Source organism: Butyrivibrio proteoclasticus (assembly GCF_900115735.1).
Taxonomy (GTDB): domain Bacteria; phylum Bacillota; class Clostridia; order Lachnospirales; family Lachnospiraceae; genus Butyrivibrio; species Butyrivibrio proteoclasticus_B.
Window position 1 is genome coordinate 64,810 of sequence record NZ_FOXO01000004.1, and the last position, 17,848, is coordinate 82,657.

Sequence of the window (17,848 nt, forward strand, 5' to 3'; positions counted from 1 at the left end):
AAGTTCTGCTCTCGCTTCGCTCGCCAGAACACGATTTCTTCTACACATGTTTTTTCACAAGGAAGTTAAGCTCTCACATGCAAGCATGTGAGCCTTAACACGTTCACACTAGGCTCGAAAAAACCTCGCCAAGTGTTCTCAGCCTTTCACCGCGCCGCCGGTTACACCTTCAACGTAGTATTTCTGAAGGAACATGAACAGTAATGTAACAGGAATGGCGATTAAAACGCCGCCTGCACAGAACCTTGTAAAGTAACCCTGATAGTCATTAGTCCACACCCATCTGGTCATGGCAACTGCTACATTGTAACTTTGATCGTGACCAAAAGCAACATAAGAAGCAAATACGTAGTCACACCATGGTGCCATGAAGGCAACAAGTGCAGTGTAGATGATTATAGGCTTTGACATAGGAATGATCATTGTAAAAAATATTCTTGCTCTGGTAGCGCCATCTATTCTTGCAGCTTCATCAAGAGCCTTGGGAATTGTGTCAAAGTATCCCTTACATACGTAGTATCCCATACCTGAACTTGCTACTGATACAAGGATAAGACCCGGGATAGCGCCTGCCTGAGTAAGTCCAAACTGTTTCAACAGGAAGTACAGGCAGATCATAGTAAGGAATCCGGGGAAAAGACCTAAAATAAGCCAAAAACGCATAAGAAGTTCTCTTCCGGCAAATCTCATTCTTGAAAGTGCATAGCTTACACAGAGGATGATGACGGTCTGGAAAGCAGTAACAAAGAACGCAACTATGAGAGTGTTGCCATACCATCTTACATAGTTGGTCTCACCCGAAAACAAAAACTTGTAATTATCAAGTGAAAAAGCTTTGGGAAGAAGGTAATCAACCATTCCTCCATATTCTGTTGCGTATGATCTAAAGCTCTGAAGAACAAGTCCCACAAAAGGGAACAGCCAAATTATACTGATAAGTATAAGAACAATGTATGCAATCACATTTCCTATTGCTCTTTTTGTTTTATATGATTTATTCATTATTGGAAGCCCTCCTCATCCTTTACTGATGGAAGCAGGCCATATACACCAAGTGCAAATATAGCGGTGACAATAAATACCATGATACCTATTACTGCTGCCATCTTGTAGTTAGTGTCATTTACAGTCATCTTGTAAAGCCACGTTACCAAAAGGTCTGTGTTTCCGGCATTTCCGGCAAGATTCATTGACTGAGGTTTACCCTGCGTCAAAAGGTATATAACATTAAAGTTATTGAGGTTACCGGTAAACTGAGTCAGGATAAATGGTCCTGTAACAAATAACATATATGGAAGGGTGATGCTCTTAAACATCTGCCATCCGTTGGCGCCATCAATTCTGGCGCTCTCATAAAGATCTTCAGGGATGTTCATGAGCAGTCCTGTTGCAATCAACATAAGATATGGAATACCAATCCAGATATTGACAACAATGATCGTTATCTTGGCAAGTAAGGGATCCGTCCAGAAAGGAATAGCAGTTTTAATGATTCCCCACTTTATAAGGTACCCATTGATAAGTCCGTCATTTGCGAACATTTTCATGATATAAAGGAGCGATACGAACTGAGGAACCGCAATTGTCATAACCAGGATGGTTCTCCAGAGCTTTTTGAATCTTACTCCTTTTTTGTTAATAAGAATTGCTACTCCAAGACCAAGGAAATAGTCTATAAATGTAGCAAGAAAAGCCCACACAAGTGTCCACAGAAGGACCTGTATAAATGTGGGGCCAAAGCCTTCTGTTCCGAATGAAACAAGGTTTTTAAAATTTTCAAGTCCAACCCATGTAAAAAGATTGGATGGCGCCTGATGATTTGCATCATAATTTGTAAAAGCGACACAAATCATGAAAACGATAGGTAAAACTGTGAATACAAATATTCCTGTAACAGGTAAAAAAAGAAGTGTCTTATCAAAGTTTTTATCGAAAAGAGATAAGAATGTCTCCTTATTTGAAGGAAGCTTTTTTCCGTTTTTAAGCAGCATCTCTTCTTTTCTGTTTTCTCTGATGTTTAAGTACCATACTACAAAAAATGCAACTACTGCGAATGCGCTCAATACACCAAACAGCAGAATAAGGAAACTGTTATCACCATAAACAGTCTTTCTTCCCACTTTCTGAGTTGCTACTGTTCCAAGGGTTGAAATCTTAGAAAGGTACTGCCAGCCAAATCCGGTCATATACCAGAAAAATAGAACTTCCAGTAAAAGAAGTACTGCTCCTATAAGAATTTGTCCTCTAAGTAATGGACCAAAACCAAAAATCAAATATGATACTTTAGTTTTAAAATCCCCCTCAACAAATGTCACCCCGATATTCTTAAATACCTGCTTAACAGTTTCAAGACCAGAGCTTATTTTTTTAGTTTTCGTTTTTCCAGTACTTCCTGCCATGCCTGGACCTCCCTTCTTAACTATTAGTGTTCTACTCAAAATATAGGCTCGGAATAATAGGTATTCCGAGCCTTGAAATCTTAGCCTTAATACAATTATCAGCTAATTATTTTGCATAGCTTTCGCAAGTTGCCTGGAAATCTGTAAGAGCCTTCAATATATCCTCATCGCTTGCAGTTGCTGCAATTTCACCAGAAATTACAGAATCACCAAGTGATGTAGCAAGTGACCAGTAATCACCAGGATACTGACCCTGAGGAATTGTATACTGAAGCTGATCAGCAAGAGCTGAAAGTGCTTCGTCAGCCTTAACAGCATCTGACTGCTGTGCATTTAAGTTTGAAGGGCCCCAGCCTACTGCTTCAAATCTTGCAAGCTGAACTTCTTCACTTGAAAGATATGCAGCAAGAGCATCACATACAGCAAGCTTAAGCTCATCTTCCTGAGGCTTAACACCAAGAAGCTTGAATCCACCAAATCCGCTCATCTGATATGTCTTTCCATCAGAACCTTCGAATGAAGGAAGCTTAGCACATGCATAGTTATCGCCAAACATTGCCTTAGCTGCTTCTGAATCCCATGTTCCATCAACAATTGCTGCGCAGTTTGTAGCGTTAGAAACTGATGAACCATTCTGGAATGACTTTGACTGAGCAAGCTCAATGATCTCTTTAAGAGCAACTACACCTGCATCACTTGCATATGTTGAATTGCACTTTGTGAAGTTACCGGCATCATCTGTGTCATAAGTAAGCTGTGCACCTGTTCCAAAGAAGAATGCTGTCTGATACCATCCTGAATTGATTTCGAAGTAGAAGTTCTTTCCTGCTGCTTCGCAATCTGCAACAATCTTTTCAAGAGATGAAGGATCTGTTACAACGCTCTTATCATAGTAAAGGAAATATCCGTTATCAGATGTAAGAGGATAAGCATAAAGTGTGTTACCTACTGTAGCAGCGCCAACAGCACCTGCATCGTTCTGAGCCTTAACCATCTCTGCGTTAGCTGGCTCAACTTCTTCAAGAGCACCTGCAGAAACAAGTCTTGCGATCTGATCCTGTGCAAATACATATACATCAGCACCAGCCTCAACGTCTGTAATCATGTTTCCGGCAGCATCACCTTCACCAGTTGCCTCAACTGTGAATGTGTAACCTGACATTTCAGGATGTGCTTCCTGGAATTTAGCAATCTGCTGATTTGTAAAATCAACTACAGCATCAGCAACCCAAACCTTAACCTCGCCTGTGCCGTAATCTGTGATTTCTTCTGTTGCTTCAGCCACTTCAGCAGGAGCTTCAGTTGCCTCCTGAGCTGCTTCAGTTACAGTCTCGGCTGTATCCTGAGCTGTTTCGGTTGCAGTCTCAGCAGCCTGCTGTCCACATCCTGCAAGGAGTGTTGCACCCATTGCAGCTGACAATAAAACAGAAACCAATTTCTTTTTCATTTTAATCCCTCCGTTTTTTCGTATCATTCCTTATTGCGCATCAGAGCGCAATCGGTTGCTCTGTAAAAAAGTTTAGGTCTTGTGCAGTTTTTTGTCAATAAAGCATTTTTTATGATAAAACGTATATAGTTTTATACAGTTTGCACATTGACTTTTTTGTCGGAAACGTTTTCGGCATCGTTGCCGGAAACGTTTTGCGCAATCGGTATCACAGTCCCTCATCTCGCTCGTTTCCTGTAATAGACACCATCTTGAATAATCCGGCCTTTATACGTCAGGTCCATTAGTTTCCCCATTAGTTCAGAAACACTAGTGGTAATTCCTTTTTCATATAGCCTTTCCATGATTGATGAAGCTGAAACAGGAATAATATCTACCACACCTACAATCTCATCATCTATTGATCCAGGTTCTTCCAAGTCAAAGCATTCCTCTGTATTGTTCTGAGTTTTTTCCAACATTTCAACACAATCGTTGCTGTTTGCTTTTGTTTTTGCTTTATCATCATATTTGCCGGGGACTCCACCACTCCAAAGCCTATCCAACACATCTTCCACAGAAAGAGCAACTCCCGCTCCCTGGCTGATTAGAAAGTTACAACCATCACTTAATCTGTCAGTAACTCTCCCCGGAACTGCCAAAACCTCTTTTCCCTGTTCCAAAGCCTGATCTACAGTTATCTGTGTTCCGGACTTTTGCCTTGCTTCTACCACAAGCACAATGTCGGCAAGTGCACTTATTATCCGATTTCGCATAGGAAAAAGATTTGGCTTTGGTTCGGTGCCGGGATGATATTCCGAAATCAGGCCACCACTTACGCTTATACTGCTATATACATCCCTGTTCTCTGCAGGGTAACATATGTCTACACCACACCCCAGGATTCCAAACGAGCTTCCTCCCGCCTCTATTGCCGCCTTCTGACTTATGCCATCTACTCCCCTAGCCATTCCGCTTATAACCTGAACTCCTGCAAGAGCTAGGCCTTTGCCGAATTCTCTTGACATAAATCTCCCATAATCAGAGCACATGCGTGCTCCTACAATCGCTACTGAAGGAAGCTCTGAGTTCGGAAGATTTCCTTTGACATAGATGCCAAAAGGCGGATCCGGAATATTTTTTAATTTCTCTGGAAATTCATCAGAAAATACAGAGATAAACCTTATACCCTTATCTTTTAGTTTTTTCTCCTCTTCTTCAAAGTTCCAAAATTTTCTTCTCTCAATAACTTCCTTTGCTATTTTCACTTTTGATGTCTTTTCTTTTATGAGTATACCTAAGCTCTTTTCATCCATTTTAAAAATATCTTCACAACTGACATTGCTCTCCAAAATGCTGTAAATTCCTCTATTTCCCAAACCCGGAATATTATATAAAAAATGGGCATATCTATTTTCTGTCATTTTTCCTCCCTCTGACTCCAGTATTTCCCATCTGTCATTCGATAGCTGATTGCCTCCATTATGTGAAGCTTTGTTATTTTTTCGCTCTCTTCAAGGTCTGCAATAGTCCTGGCAATTCTAAGAATCTTATGATAGGCTCTGGCACTTAGCTCCATCCTTGAAAAGACACTTTCAAGATATGCCTGTTCAATATTTCCAAGAGAACAGTATTTTTTAATGTCATTGGGCGACATGTCAGAATTGAACTTAAGATTTGTCCCTTTAAAACGCTCTTCCTGCCTCTTTCTGGCTGCCATTACTCTTTGCCTTATTGTCTCACTTGATTCATTTAAACTTCTGGATTTTTGTGAAAACTCTGATATATCTACTCTTGGTGCTTCTACACAGATATCGATTCTGTCAAGAATTGGCCCTGAAATATGGCCAAGATATCTTTTGATCTCATTAGATGTGCATTTACACTTATTTCTGTCAGGATAATAGCCACAAGGACAAGGGTTTAGAGCCCCGACTAATTGGAAATCAGCAGGATAGGAAAATGTTCCTCTGCTCCTTGCTATATGAATGAATTTATCCTCCATTGGCTGACGCAGCATATCAAGCTTAACTCTCGGAAATTCTGCCATCTCATCAAGAAAAAGCACTCCTCTGTGAGCTAAAGAGATTACGCCTGGACGCGGCACATTTCCACCACCTGTAAGTGCAGTTTCAGTAATGGAATGGTGTGGGCTCATAAAAGGTCTTCTGGTTATAAGTGCCTGATTCTCCTTAAGTTCGCCGGCAACTGAATAGATTGTTGATACTTCAAGGCTCTCTTCCAAAGAAAGCTTTGGCATGATTGAAGGAATTCTTTTTGCAACCATACTTTTTCCCGACCCCGGCGGTCCAACAAGGAGCAAATGGTGAAAACCTGCTGCCGCAACCTCTACAGCTCTTTTAACCGCAGCCTGACCATTGATATCCGCAAAATCGAGGTCAGCTTCTCTATTAGAATCCCGTTCAAATATCTCTCTGACATCCACAGTCGTAGGCTTTATGAGGCTATTTCTATCACCTTCAGATGCTGCCAGATAGCAAATTGCTTCCTGAAGGGAACCGACACCTACGATTCTGATATTATCGACAACTGCTCCCTCCATTGCATTATCTTTAGGTAAAAGAACTGTATTTATTCCCATATCTTTGGCCTTTGCAACAACAGGAAGGATTCCCTTTACAGGCTTAACTTCTCCATCAAGGCCAAGTTCTCCTAAAACAACCATATCCTTAACACATTTTTCTTCCAGTTCACCCATGGCAATCAATATCGCAATAGCCATAGGAAGATCCAACACTATGCCTTCTTTCCTAATGTCTGCAGGTGACAAGTTGACCGTGATCTTAGAAGGCGGTATCTTAACTCCTGCATTTTTAAGAGCCACCTTAACTCTGTCACCAGCCTCTCTTACATCGCTGCTCATAAAGCCAACCATACTAAAACCGGGGAGTCCCGTCGAAACATCCACCTCAACCTCAATAAGGTAAGATAAAATGCCCCTGACAGCTCCCGAAGTAACTGTACTAAACATAAACTTCCTCTCAATATCAAATTAAATATGGGTAATCAGTCTGCAAAAGAACTTTGCAAACCTCTAATGAGCATTAACAATTTAAACCAACTTGCATAATATACAACAAAAGCTCCACTTTCGCAAGCCAAATATTTATGCGCAATAACTTGGTAATTAATTGGTATCAAATTTCCAAGTTATTGCGCATATGAAAAGTGAGAGTATTTTGACATAAGCACAAAGCTTACGGCAAAATACTCTCACTGGTGCTGTAGTGACTTGCTTACCTTAGCATTTTGTTCTGCATGGTGTCAGGGTCCTGAGCGAACTGAAGGGCGCTTTCACGAGATATCTTTTGAGCGCGGTAGAGTTCAAGAATGGCGTCATCCATGGTCATCATGCCCTGCTTGCGGTATGTCTGCATGTAGGTTATGAGCTGATGAGACTTTCCTTCACGGATGAGATTTCTGACAGCGCTGTTTACGTGAAGAACTTCAAAAGCTGCTGCACGGGAAACGCCATCAGTTGTAGGAATGAGCTGCTGGGAAATAACAGCTTCCAATACTCCTGCCAGCTGAATACGTATCTGTTGCTGCTGATGAGAAGGAAATACATCTATGAGCCTGTCAACAGTATTGGACGCACCTATTGTATGTACTGTAGAAAGAACAAGATGTCCTGTCTCCGCTGCAGTTATAGCAGTACTTATGGTCTCAAGATCGCGCATCTCTCCCACAAGTATTACATCAGGATCTTCTCGAAGAGCTGCCCTAAGTGCGTTGGCATAGCTGTTCGAATCAGTTCCGATTTCTCTCTGGTTTACAATTGACATTCTGTGCTGATAGGTAAACTCGATAGGATCCTCAAGCGTGATAACGTGTGCCTCTCTGTTATTGTTGATCATGTCGATGATAGAAGCAAGGGTTGTGGATTTACCACTTCCTGTTGGTCCTGTTACAAGAACAAGGCCTCTTTGTTTTTGGTAAAGATCTACCACCGTTTCCGGTATGCCAAGGCTCTCTGCTGTTGGAATTTGTGTTGCAACAACTCTAAAAGCCATAGCTATGGAACCACGCTGTTTAAAAATATTCAGGCGGTAACGTCCTATCCCCGGTATTGAAAAAGACATATCGTGCTGACCGTTTTCTTCAAGCTTTTCTTTTTGCTTGTCATTCATTACTTCGTCAGCAATAAGCTTAGTATCTACAGGCATCATCTTATCGTAATTGTCCATTGCGATAAGTTTACCGTTAAGTCGCATTTTAGGAGGAAGACCAACTGTTATGTGTACATCTGATGCTCCCTTTTCTTTTGCTTCTCTTAAGATATCTTCTATTTTTGACATATAAATAATCCCTCATACTGTTATGTCTTTAATTATGAATCTGATTATACATTCTTGAATCAACAATTCAAGAATGCATCAACCAAGCCGATTTAAATCGACTTGGTTGACTCTTCACTCATATTCTCACGAAATCCGCAGTATATGCGGATTTCTGGAATTTAGTTCAAGATGTCATACTAAAAAAAACAATTAATGTGCATGTCATGTGAGCTCATCCAAAGTGCTTCCATAAGAAGTCAAAAACTCATTCACAAAATCTAAAACTTCAGGAAGTTCCTGATATAAACCTCTGATGGATTTACCTGTACTCTCTTTTGCAGTCCTAAACTCGCTGTTACCTGCATTCAGCTCATTTATGCACTTAATGAGGGCAGAAAGCTTATCTGCTGCCTTCACAAGCTTCCTCATATAAACTTCGTTCTCATCATCACAAGGCCTAAAAATCTCTTCATACGCAGGCCTTAAATCCTCAGGCAGCTTTTCCAAAAGCTTATTATCTGCAATGGTCTCCACCTGCTTATATGCAGCTTTAAGATCCGCATTAAAATATTTCACAGGTGTGGGCATATCGCCGGTAATGATTTCGGAAGCATCGTGATAAAGGCCTATAAGCGCAGCCTTATCAGCGTCTAGATGTTTTCCATACCGCACATTTCCAATGGTGCAAAGAGCATGCGCTATAATCGCAACCTCCATTGAATGCTCACAGAGATTCTCTGCCCTTGTATTTCGCATGAGTGCCCATCTGTCAATGTATTTCATTCTGGAAATAAGTGCAAAAAAATTATAATTCACCCCATGTCCTCCCACAAACAAATAGTTTTAAGTCAACAAAAAATCTGCCATAACAGTGTTACTTACATCAAGTCCTCTGTCAGTAAGATGGAGCCACTTTTCCTTGCTGCCATCGCCATTTTTATGATCATAAATTTCCAACAGCCCCATTTGAGTGTACTTATCAATTGTTTCTGAGTACACATCAAAAATATCGCACTCAAAAAGCTCTTGGAATTTCTTAAGTTCCACGCCTTCAACAAGCCTTAGTCCCAGGAACATGAACTCTTCCATCTGCTCCTGTTTAGATAGTACCTGCACATTCTCCTTATGTTCCAGAACAACAGCACTCTCAAAGGCTTTTTTATACTGCTTCATGTCAGTAATATTACTCCACCTGGTGTTTTTTACCATAGATGAAGCCCCAAGCCCTAGCCCCAGGTAGTTGCCTCGTCTCCAGTAAACCTTGTTGTGAAAGCACTCTGTCTCTGCAGTTGAAGCATAGTTAGAAATCTCATATCTGTGATAACCACTTTTTGCCAAAAGGTTCTTTGTCTCATGGTACATTTCCCTGTCCAGCTCTTCTGACGGCAGGTTCAGATCCATATTATAAAAAGGGGTTCCCTCTTCTACTATCAGACTGTAGGCCGAAATATGCTCAGGCTTTAAACCGATCACTTTTTTAACTGTATCAAGGTACGATCCAAGGCTCTGGTCAGGAAGCGCACTCATGATATCTATATTGATATTTTCAAACCCTGCACTTCTTGCATTTTCATAGGTTTCATAAAACATCCTGCTGTCATGAACTCTTCCGATTTTCTTAAGTTCCTCGTCATTCAGAGACTGTGCTCCGATGCTCAGTCTGTTAAATCCGGCCTCTCTATATAAAAAGAGCTTTTCCCTCATAGCTGAAGCAGGATTAGCTTCAATGCTTATTTCTGCACCTTCAGTCACATTAAAGCTCTTTATAATGATCCGGAGCGTATCATATATTTCTTGCGAATGAACAAATGAGGGTGTCCCTCCACCAAAAAATATGGATTTAACATCATAATCCACATATTTCTGTGAAGAAATAGCAATTTCTCTTCTAAGTGCTTCAAAGTAACTCTTTATCATCTCCCCACTAGCAGGAAAAGACAAGAAGTCGCAATACAAACACTTTTTTACACAAAAAGGAATATGAACATATAGTGATAGAATACTTTTCATCTTAATCGGTATTATCAAGCTTAAGAACAGATAGGAACGCTGCCTGCGGCACTTCAACATTACCGATCTGGCGCATTTTTCTTTTTCCTTCCTTCTGTTTCTCAAGAAGTTTCTTTTTACGTGTTATATCACCGCCATAGCACTTGGCAAGGACATCTTTACGATAAGCCTTAACCGTTTCTCTTGCGATTATCTTTCCACCAACAGCTGCCTGAATAGGTATTTCAAACATATGCCTTGGAATCTCATCTTTAAGCTTCTCGCACATCTTACGGCCTCTCTCATACGCTCCGTCTTTGTGAACGATAAATGAAAGTGCATCGACCTCTTCTCTGTTGATCAAAATATCAAGCTTAACAAGTTCAGACCGCTCATAGCCCTTAAGTTCATAGTCAAAAGATGCATATCCTCTGGATCTTGACTTAAGTGCATCAAAGAAATCATAGATGATCTCATTAAGAGGAAGCTCATACTTAAGGATTGCCCTTGTCTGTTCGATATAGTCGGTGCTGATGTACTTACCTCGTCTTTCCTGGCAAAGCTGCATGATTGCACCAACATAATCTGTCGTAACCATAATCTCGCCATTTACAATAGGCTCTTCCATATATTCTATTTCAGATGGATCAGGTAGATTAGTAGGATTAGTTAGGTCAAATACTGTTCCGTCTGTCTTATGAACCTTATAGACAACGCCAGGGGCTGTAGTTACAAGATTCAAATCGTACTCTCTTTCAAGTCTTTCCTGAATAACTTCAAGATGAAGAAGTCCTAAAAATCCTGCTCTAAAACCAAATCCAAGCGCCTGAGATGTTTCAGGTTCATAGAAAAGAGATGCGTCGTTGAGCTGAAGCTTTTCAAGGGCATCACGAAGGTCTGAGTAATGCGCAGAATCTGCAGGATAAAGTCCACAATATACCATAGGCATAACCTTCTTGTATCCGGGAAGTGCCTCTGCACATGGATTGGCAGAATCAGTAACTGTATCACCTACTCGAGTATCCTGAATATTCTTGATGGATGCTGTAAAGTAACCTACATCTCCGGCAGTAAGTTCATCGCTGGCAATAAATCTTCCGGGACCAAAATATCCTACTTCTACGACATCGGCCTCAGCTCCTGTTGCCATAAATTTCACTTTCATACCTTTTTTGATAACACCATCCCTTACACGAACAAATACAATAACTCCCCTGTAAGAGTCATAGATACTGTCAAAAATAAGTGCTGTCAAAGGCTTTGTAAAATCGCCATTAGGAGCTGGAATTTTGTGGACAACTGCTTCTAAAACATCCTCTATACCAATTCCATTTTTAGCTGAAATAAGAGGTGCATCCTGCGCCTCAATTCCAATAACATCCTCTATCTCGTCCTTAACCTCCTGTGGCTGAGCACTGGGAAGGTCAATTTTATTAATAACAGGGAAAACATCCAGGTCATGGTCAAGAGCCATATACACGTTGGCAAGTGTCTGGGCCTCAACTCCCTGTGTTGCATCAACAACCAGGATAGCACCATCACAGGCTGCAAGACTTCTGGATACTTCATATCCAAAGTCTACATGCCCCGGAGTGTCTATCATGTTAAAGATATATTCCTCACCATCTTTTGCTTTATAAACCATTCTTACAGCCTGAGACTTAATAGTAATTCCTCTCTCACGCTCTATATCCATATTATCAAGGACCTGATTCTGCATCTCTCTGCTTGTAAGAACGCCCGTTTTCTCAATCATTCTGTCAGCAAGAGTTGACTTGCCATGGTCTATATGTGCTACTATGCAAAAATTCCTAATCTTACTCTGATCCACGTAAAAATCCTCTTTCTAAAATTAGATAATGAAAGGGCCAAAGTAAATTTTGCCCCTATTTGACCCTGTCATCATAATATACCACAATTCAGCCCCCGAAAAAACTCTTAAAGCCCAAAATCTCAAGCCTTGGGAATTAAAGCATTTTCTTAAACAAGAAAGCATGTTGCTTGCAACATGCTCGCGCCGAGCGCGGTTGCATTTATGCAACATTTACCTATTGCGCGAGTGCGCATCCATAGCGGAGCGTTTTTTATGATATAGGAATTTCGGAGAAATTTCCTATATCAAAAAAACCACATGTCGGTGAGAAGACACGTGGTTTTGATTTATATATCATTATAAAAAAGATTAAGCCATCTTGTTTACAGCCTGAGCAAGACGAGAAACTTTTCTTGATGCTGTGTTCTTCTTGAATACACCCTTTGACTCAGCCTTGTCAATTGCAGATGTAGCACAAAGAAGTGCCTTAGCAGCCTCGTCCTTGTTGCCAGCTTCGATAGCAGCACGAACCTTCTTGATCTCTGTCTTTACAGCTGATTTGATGATCTGATTTCTCTCAGCCTTTTTCTTATTAACTAAAACTCTCTTCTTGGCGGATTTAATATTTGCCATAATTACCTCCGAATATTATAACTATTTGTATTTTTAGTGATGATAATGACTAAGGCTAGACACGGAAAGCCTTTTGTCACATACTCTAGAATATATTAGATGAAATATCGCAAACTGTCAACATATTTTTAGCTTCAAATATCCTTGTATAATTGACTTCAATTGGATACTCAGCTTTGTCTTTTCCTTTAGAGTCATGGATAATGGAAACTCCTTCTCTTGTACCGTCCTGATGAACGACATTAACAAGCTTATAAAACTTCCTTCTTAATGTACTTCCTATTTATACGTCAGCATTGATTTCCACTTATAAGGGAAATCAATATGCGCCTTATCTATGTCATCTTTATACTTTCTCATAAGCTTTGACAGAGGTTTTACAAAGTTATCATTCCACCTCTTCTGATCCGGATACATTAGCTTCAGCATATATAATTGAGCGAATAACCTTCGAGTAGGGATATAGGAAAATGCCCACCATAGTTATTCATGTGGTGTTTTACAACAAGTGTTCTCTGATTCTCTGCTATACATGCCGCAACTCGCTGCATAAATGCACTATGATTATGCTTTGCATTGTAATTCACCCCATTTGTATATCCTTCAGCCCCATACTTCTGTGAATGATAATAAGATATCTGTGACTTAAGGTATATTTCCACCTCGTCGATTGTTCCCATAAGCAGTTTTCTGAGCTCAGAATCAAAATAATATATGTTCTTGAGCTTCTCAAAACTCGTCTTGTCATGAAACTTTTTATCTGACTTGGAAATAAATGGAAGGAAATATCCAGAGAATCTGTAATAATTTACATGATTGAGAAAATTAACAACGTCGCCATCATTTCTGACAACCAGGCCTTTTTTCTTAAGTATCTCAACCTGTTCTTTATACGTCTTAGACTTCTTAAGCTGCATATTTACCCCTAAAATAAAAATGTGCCCCCATTGGACACTTCAGTGAGAGGTGTGGGAGCTCCTGTTGACTTTATTATAACAAAATAGGGCTATTTTTCAATAGATTTTTTTGTTTTTAACGACGTCCGCTAAATGAAAAGATCATGGTCGGCGGAGAAAGTGCCGGTGGTGGATTATGTGCTGCACTCTGCATGAAAGCCAGCATAGATATTTATGATGGAATGTATCATGCTTTCGACATGATGGAGCCAAATTCTGATATAGGAAAAGAGGCTATCCAAAAGTTTGAAGAACACTTTGAGTATGCAATGAACAACTACTACGCAAAACAGGAGAACTGAATCTCAGCTCTCCTGCTTTTTATATAGCTTCAAGCTCATGTTCTTTATCATACATCTTCCTATCCTGTCTTTTCATGAACAGGATTCTTGAAAGAAGCACTATCAGGCAGGATCCAACAAATATCTGAACAGGGTATGAAAAAATTGATTCTTCCGGAATTATCATTGCAAGCATAGTTATTGCACCCACCGGTGGCATATACATCCCGGAAAAATATATGACAGCCAGCATAATGCAGGTGGCAGCAATAGCTGAAACTGTCAGCGGCATCTCCATCTTTACAGAAAGCATATATCTTGATAATGCCCCTATGACAGAGCACAATGTGATCACCGCAATCGTTTTTACTGGCTTATTTCTTGTTTTGTTCCGTGGCCGTGAGAACTCTGTAAACGCTACTAACAAAGGCGGAGCCACTATAAATTTGAACCCGGATTTAATAGCGGCAAAAGCAATTACAGCAACGCAAATAATCCTTAGCACCGCATCGATCCAGTCGTCCTTTGAATTAAGCATGACCGGCACATACTCATCATCCTCCCTCAGTCCATTAACAAGAAACCATTTATGGAAAAGAATAACAAGAAGCGTAAGTACAAATGCCGCAGCCGGATATATTAAGCTTTCTGTTTGCAACATCACCGGCAGTACTATTGCAGATACAAAAGGTGCAAATGTTGTTCCTGAGTACATGAACAGTATCTGTGCCAGAGAAAATGCTATCATCATCTCGGTATAGACCCCCAGTCCTGAATATCTTACTATGCCTACTCCTGCCAAAGCGCAGCTTGTGATCAACATGAGCATGCGCCTTCCATTAACTTTCCAACTTCTTTTCGGAGCCATCATATAACCAACTGCAAGAGCTGTTATCTCAGGAAAGATTATCTCTTTCTCATGAAGCATTTCTGAAGAAAGAGTCATCAATGCTACCAATAATACGGTACAGACAGATGGTATCAATTCTTTTAATTTCAAATCTGATATGTTCATTTTCATTTTACATTTTATTAACAACGTTTTTAATTTGGCTTAAAGTTCTCTCAGTATTATAAATACATCAAGAGGAACACAAAACCTCCTGATACCCCACAAACAAAAATTTCTTTTTCATAACACCTCTCCGGCCAAACTCCGGAGAGTCCTCCCTAAAACAAAGCCGAAGCTTTTTGCTCCGGCTTTATATATTATCCAGGTACTTTTCCGTTCACTATCCCTAATATCAGCATCATGGAGCATAATTCAGATAGTCCATTACCAGCTCAAGCCCCTCTGTCGGCACACAGAATGTTCCATCTCTGTGCAGGCATCCTTCATGAACTTCCTTTATATCAAACCACCTGACTTCATCAACTTCTTCTTTCTGCAGAACAAGGCTGCTGATATCAACAGGTTTCTCATACACATAGACAAAAGCCACTTCATTGTCCCTGAACATCTTTCCATGGAACTCCATCTCATATTTGATATGGAATTTTCCCGCAAAAGAAAGATCTCCTTCATTAGCTCTTATCCCCAGTTCCTCAAATAATTCTCTCTGTGCAGATTCCAGCGGATCATCGCCTGCCTGGATATGCCCTGCGGAAGAAGTGTCAAACATTCCGGGAAATGACTCTTTTTCAGCACTCCTTTTCTGAAGAAGGACCTGATAACTATCACCATCTCTCTTCACAATCCATATATGTGCTGTCCTGTGAGGAATTCCCTTATCATGGGCTTCACTCCTTGTGATAGTCTTCCCTGTGGGAATCCCATTGTCATCAGTTATATCAAAAATTTCCATTGTATTACTAATTTCCTGTTCTGTCATTGAGACGCAATTGAGCGCCAATTGATTTTTCTGTTTTATCTTCCAGATCAATGTTCCGCTACTATCTCTGAAACAGCCACAAGTGCTGCTTCACCATTTATAGCTACTCTTCCGTTTCCAAGCATCTCACAATAAAGATGCCCACCTCTTTTGGAGGCCTGGTAAGCATGGATCCAGGTAAATCGTTCCTTGACTGCTCTTTATCCTTATGCTGCTCTGTGTGAAAACTTCGATATTATCAAGCATTACTATCTGCCACTCAAAATGTGTTTAAATATACTTAACACATCGAGAAATTGAAGTCCTCACGGATACTTCTTACTGCTTCAACGTGTATGCTTTGGCGATTGCAAGCAATACGCTACTCACAAGTTCTTGTACACTCCACAGTCGTAAATTCCTGCGATAGCCCACAGTACATACTTACGTTTGCTTTAGTTATGCAATTTCGTAAGTTTTGGCATCTCTAAGATTTATGCTTGCATTAAAATCTCTATCTTCAACATAACCGCAGTCACATCGATAAATTCTATCTGAAAGTTTTAAATCTTTCTTGATATTACCGCAGCAATGGCATATTTTTGATGATGGATACCATCTGTCTACAATCCTAAGTTCAATACCGTTATCATCACATTTAGTCTTTAACTTAGTTCTAAATTCATAAAACTTCTGCGATGCAACAGCTTCTGAAAGATGCCTGTTCTTCATCATTCCCGATACATTCAAGTCCTCAATAGTTATATAAGACGGCTTGGTTTTCACTATCTCAGCTATTGTCTTATTGATGTAATTAGTACGGATATTGTCTATCCTATGATGAAGCTTCTGTACTTTAAGCTTTTGTTTTTGTATATTTTTCTGAGTGGACTTTCCTTTCTTAAAATTTTCATACTTGCGTGATAGACACCTTTGTTCTCTACGCAGTTGTTTTTCAATTTTTCTTAATCTTGCTGACTTATTGATATTCTTGTATGTTTTCCCATTTGAAACAATCGCCAAATCTTTTAAGCCTAAGTCAATCCCTATGCCATCATTGCTATTATTGGCAATCTTGACATTAGGAATATCAACAAGAACTGATACGTAGTATCTACCTGCTCTAATGGACACTGTACCGCTTTTTATTTTCCATCCGTCTTTAGTTGTAGGTAAATAGCCCTTTTCTTTAAGACGTACCCAACCTAAAGTCGGTATGTTTAGTCTATGTCTTTCGCAGCAACAATCCTTTGGGTTGTTCTTTACAAAATACATTTTTACATCTGACTTGCCTTTCTTTTTGAAATTTGGAAAAGCACTCTGATGTTTAAAAAACCTTGTAAAAGCAGTGTATCCATCTTCAATAGATTTCTTTACGGCTTTTGAATATGCTTCCTTAATCCATACTTTATCAGGGTTATTAGGAATATATTCATTATTAAGCCATACACTAAAACTCTTGCCTGTCATGAACTTCTCACCCTTGTCATGTAAGCTTTTGTTATGACCAAGATAGAAGTTGTAGACATATCTACAAGTACCAATAGTCTTACTGATTTTAACTTTTTGCTCGGCTGTCGGATTAATTTCCGTTTTGAAGCTCTTTAGCAATTTCCTCATCCCTTTCTATTTGTTTTTTATACTTGCGAAGTCCATACAACCTACAAGAAAACACATGGAGTATTGAAACAATATCCTGTACTAGTTCTTCTTGTGGTGATAGATCTTCATTGTTTACTACCACTATGGTCGTATTGAACTTCATACAGAATTTTTCAAACCAATCATAGCCAAAACGGATAAATCTGTCTTTATGCGTTACTATGATAGTTTTGATTTTTTGTTCCATGACTTCATCTAATAGTTCATTCCACTTTTTACGGTTGTAATTTAGACCACTTCCATAATCTTCAATACATTGGTCTACAATAATGCCTCTGGCATTGCAAAACTGCCGTAAAAAAGATACCTGATTATGTAAGTCATCTTTTTGATTTCTTGTAGACACTCTGGCATAAATAACAATCTGACGATTATCATTTTCTGTGTTTATACCTTTAAACTGAAGATATTGGTCATAAGTATAATAACGCCTATCAGTTGGAGTTCGGTTCGCCTTTAGAGTTCCTTCCCTATCCCATCGCTGCAATGTCTTAACGGAAACACCCAATAGTTCGGCAAAATCTTTTGGCTTGTAATTTGTGATATTTGATGTGTTCATAATAACTTACTCCTTCGA

General features: G+C 39.8%; 16 protein-coding genes. 1 reads left to right on the forward strand and 15 read right to left on the reverse strand.

The window, feature by feature from the left end:
• Positions 1 to 138: 138 nt before the first annotated feature.
• The 11 genes from BM146_RS03745 to BM146_RS03795 form a co-directional block, all read right to left on the reverse strand.
• On the reverse strand, positions 139 to 1,002 hold the full coding sequence (locus BM146_RS03745; RefSeq protein WP_074884546.1) for a sugar ABC transporter permease: 864 nt from the start codon (positions 1,000 to 1,002) through the stop codon (positions 139 to 141).
• On the reverse strand, positions 1,002 to 2,399 hold the full coding sequence (locus BM146_RS03750; RefSeq protein WP_074884550.1) for a carbohydrate ABC transporter permease: 1,398 nt from the start codon (positions 2,397 to 2,399) through the stop codon (positions 1,002 to 1,004). The genes BM146_RS03745 and BM146_RS03750 overlap by 1 nt, the downstream gene beginning before the upstream one ends.
• Positions 2,400 to 2,505: 106 nt before the next feature.
• Positions 2,506 to 3,846: an extracellular solute-binding protein gene (locus BM146_RS03755; protein WP_074884553.1), complete on the reverse strand. Its 1,341-nt coding sequence runs from the start codon at positions 3,844 to 3,846 to the stop codon at positions 2,506 to 2,508.
• Positions 3,847 to 4,064: 218 nt separating this feature from the next.
• Positions 4,065 to 5,249, reverse strand: a complete 1,185-nt coding sequence (gene dprA, locus BM146_RS03760) for a DNA-processing protein DprA (RefSeq protein ID WP_074884557.1) — start codon at positions 5,247 to 5,249, stop codon at positions 4,065 to 4,067.
• Positions 5,246 to 6,817 (reverse strand): YifB family Mg chelatase-like AAA ATPase, encoded by a 1,572-nt coding sequence (locus BM146_RS03765; protein WP_074884560.1) that lies wholly within the window; start codon positions 6,815 to 6,817, stop codon positions 5,246 to 5,248. Before BM146_RS03765 ends, dprA begins: the two co-directional genes overlap by 4 nt.
• 265 nt (positions 6,818 to 7,082) lie before the next feature.
• Positions 7,083 to 8,144 carry a type IV pilus twitching motility protein PilT gene (locus tag BM146_RS03770; protein ID WP_074884563.1) on the reverse strand — a complete coding sequence of 354 codons (1,062 nt, stop codon included), beginning with the start codon at positions 8,142 to 8,144 and terminating at the stop codon, positions 7,083 to 7,085.
• Between the two features lie 204 nt (positions 8,145 to 8,348).
• Positions 8,349 to 8,942 (reverse strand): 5'-deoxynucleotidase, encoded by a 594-nt coding sequence (gene yfbR / locus BM146_RS03775; RefSeq protein ID WP_074884566.1) that lies wholly within the window; start codon positions 8,940 to 8,942, stop codon positions 8,349 to 8,351.
• Positions 8,943 to 8,969: 27 nt separating this feature from the next.
• Positions 8,970 to 10,196, reverse strand: a complete 1,227-nt coding sequence (gene hemW / locus BM146_RS03780; RefSeq protein WP_330391722.1) for a radical SAM family heme chaperone HemW — start codon at positions 10,194 to 10,196, stop codon at positions 8,970 to 8,972.
• The gene (lepA, locus tag BM146_RS03785) at positions 10,138 to 11,946 is read right to left on the reverse strand and encodes a translation elongation factor 4 (RefSeq protein WP_074884569.1); all 1,809 of its coding nucleotides are present in this window, start codon (positions 11,944 to 11,946) and stop codon (positions 10,138 to 10,140) included. Before lepA ends, hemW begins: the two co-directional genes overlap by 59 nt.
• A 351-nt stretch (positions 11,947 to 12,297) precedes the next feature.
• Positions 12,298 to 12,561 (reverse strand): 30S ribosomal protein S20, encoded by a 264-nt coding sequence (rpsT, locus tag BM146_RS03790; RefSeq protein ID WP_074884572.1) that lies wholly within the window; start codon positions 12,559 to 12,561, stop codon positions 12,298 to 12,300.
• 422 nt (positions 12,562 to 12,983) lie between these two features.
• On the reverse strand, positions 12,984 to 13,478 hold the full coding sequence (locus BM146_RS03795; RefSeq protein WP_074884575.1) for an Abi family protein: 495 nt from the start codon (positions 13,476 to 13,478) through the stop codon (positions 12,984 to 12,986).
• A 143-nt stretch (positions 13,479 to 13,621) separates the two neighbouring features.
• Here BM146_RS03795 and BM146_RS03800 point away from each other — a divergent pair, with 143 nt between their 5' ends.
• A complete protein-coding gene (locus tag BM146_RS03800) occupies positions 13,622 to 13,819 on the forward strand; it encodes a hypothetical protein (RefSeq protein ID WP_074884578.1) in 198 nt (65 codons plus the stop codon).
• Positions 13,820 to 13,838: 19 nt separating this feature from the next.
• Here the strand turns inward: BM146_RS03800 and BM146_RS03805 are convergent, their stop codons facing one another.
• From BM146_RS03805 to BM146_RS03820, 4 genes are all read right to left on the reverse strand, one after another.
• Positions 13,839 to 14,819 (reverse strand): hypothetical protein, encoded by a 981-nt coding sequence (locus tag BM146_RS03805; protein ID WP_143087415.1) that lies wholly within the window; start codon positions 14,817 to 14,819, stop codon positions 13,839 to 13,841.
• Between the two features lie 229 nt (positions 14,820 to 15,048).
• Positions 15,049 to 15,630 carry an NUDIX hydrolase gene (locus BM146_RS03810; RefSeq protein ID WP_330391723.1) on the reverse strand — a complete coding sequence of 194 codons (582 nt, stop codon included), beginning with the start codon at positions 15,628 to 15,630 and terminating at the stop codon, positions 15,049 to 15,051.
• A gap of 438 nt (positions 15,631 to 16,068) precedes the next feature.
• Positions 16,069 to 17,229 (reverse strand): RNA-guided endonuclease InsQ/TnpB family protein, encoded by a 1,161-nt coding sequence (locus BM146_RS03815; RefSeq protein ID WP_074884587.1) that lies wholly within the window; start codon positions 17,227 to 17,229, stop codon positions 16,069 to 16,071.
• Positions 17,192 to 17,815, reverse strand: a complete 624-nt coding sequence (locus tag BM146_RS03820; RefSeq protein WP_177201584.1) for an IS607 family transposase — start codon at positions 17,813 to 17,815, stop codon at positions 17,192 to 17,194. Before BM146_RS03820 ends, BM146_RS03815 begins: the two co-directional genes overlap by 38 nt.
• Positions 17,816 to 17,848: the final 33 nt, after the last annotated feature.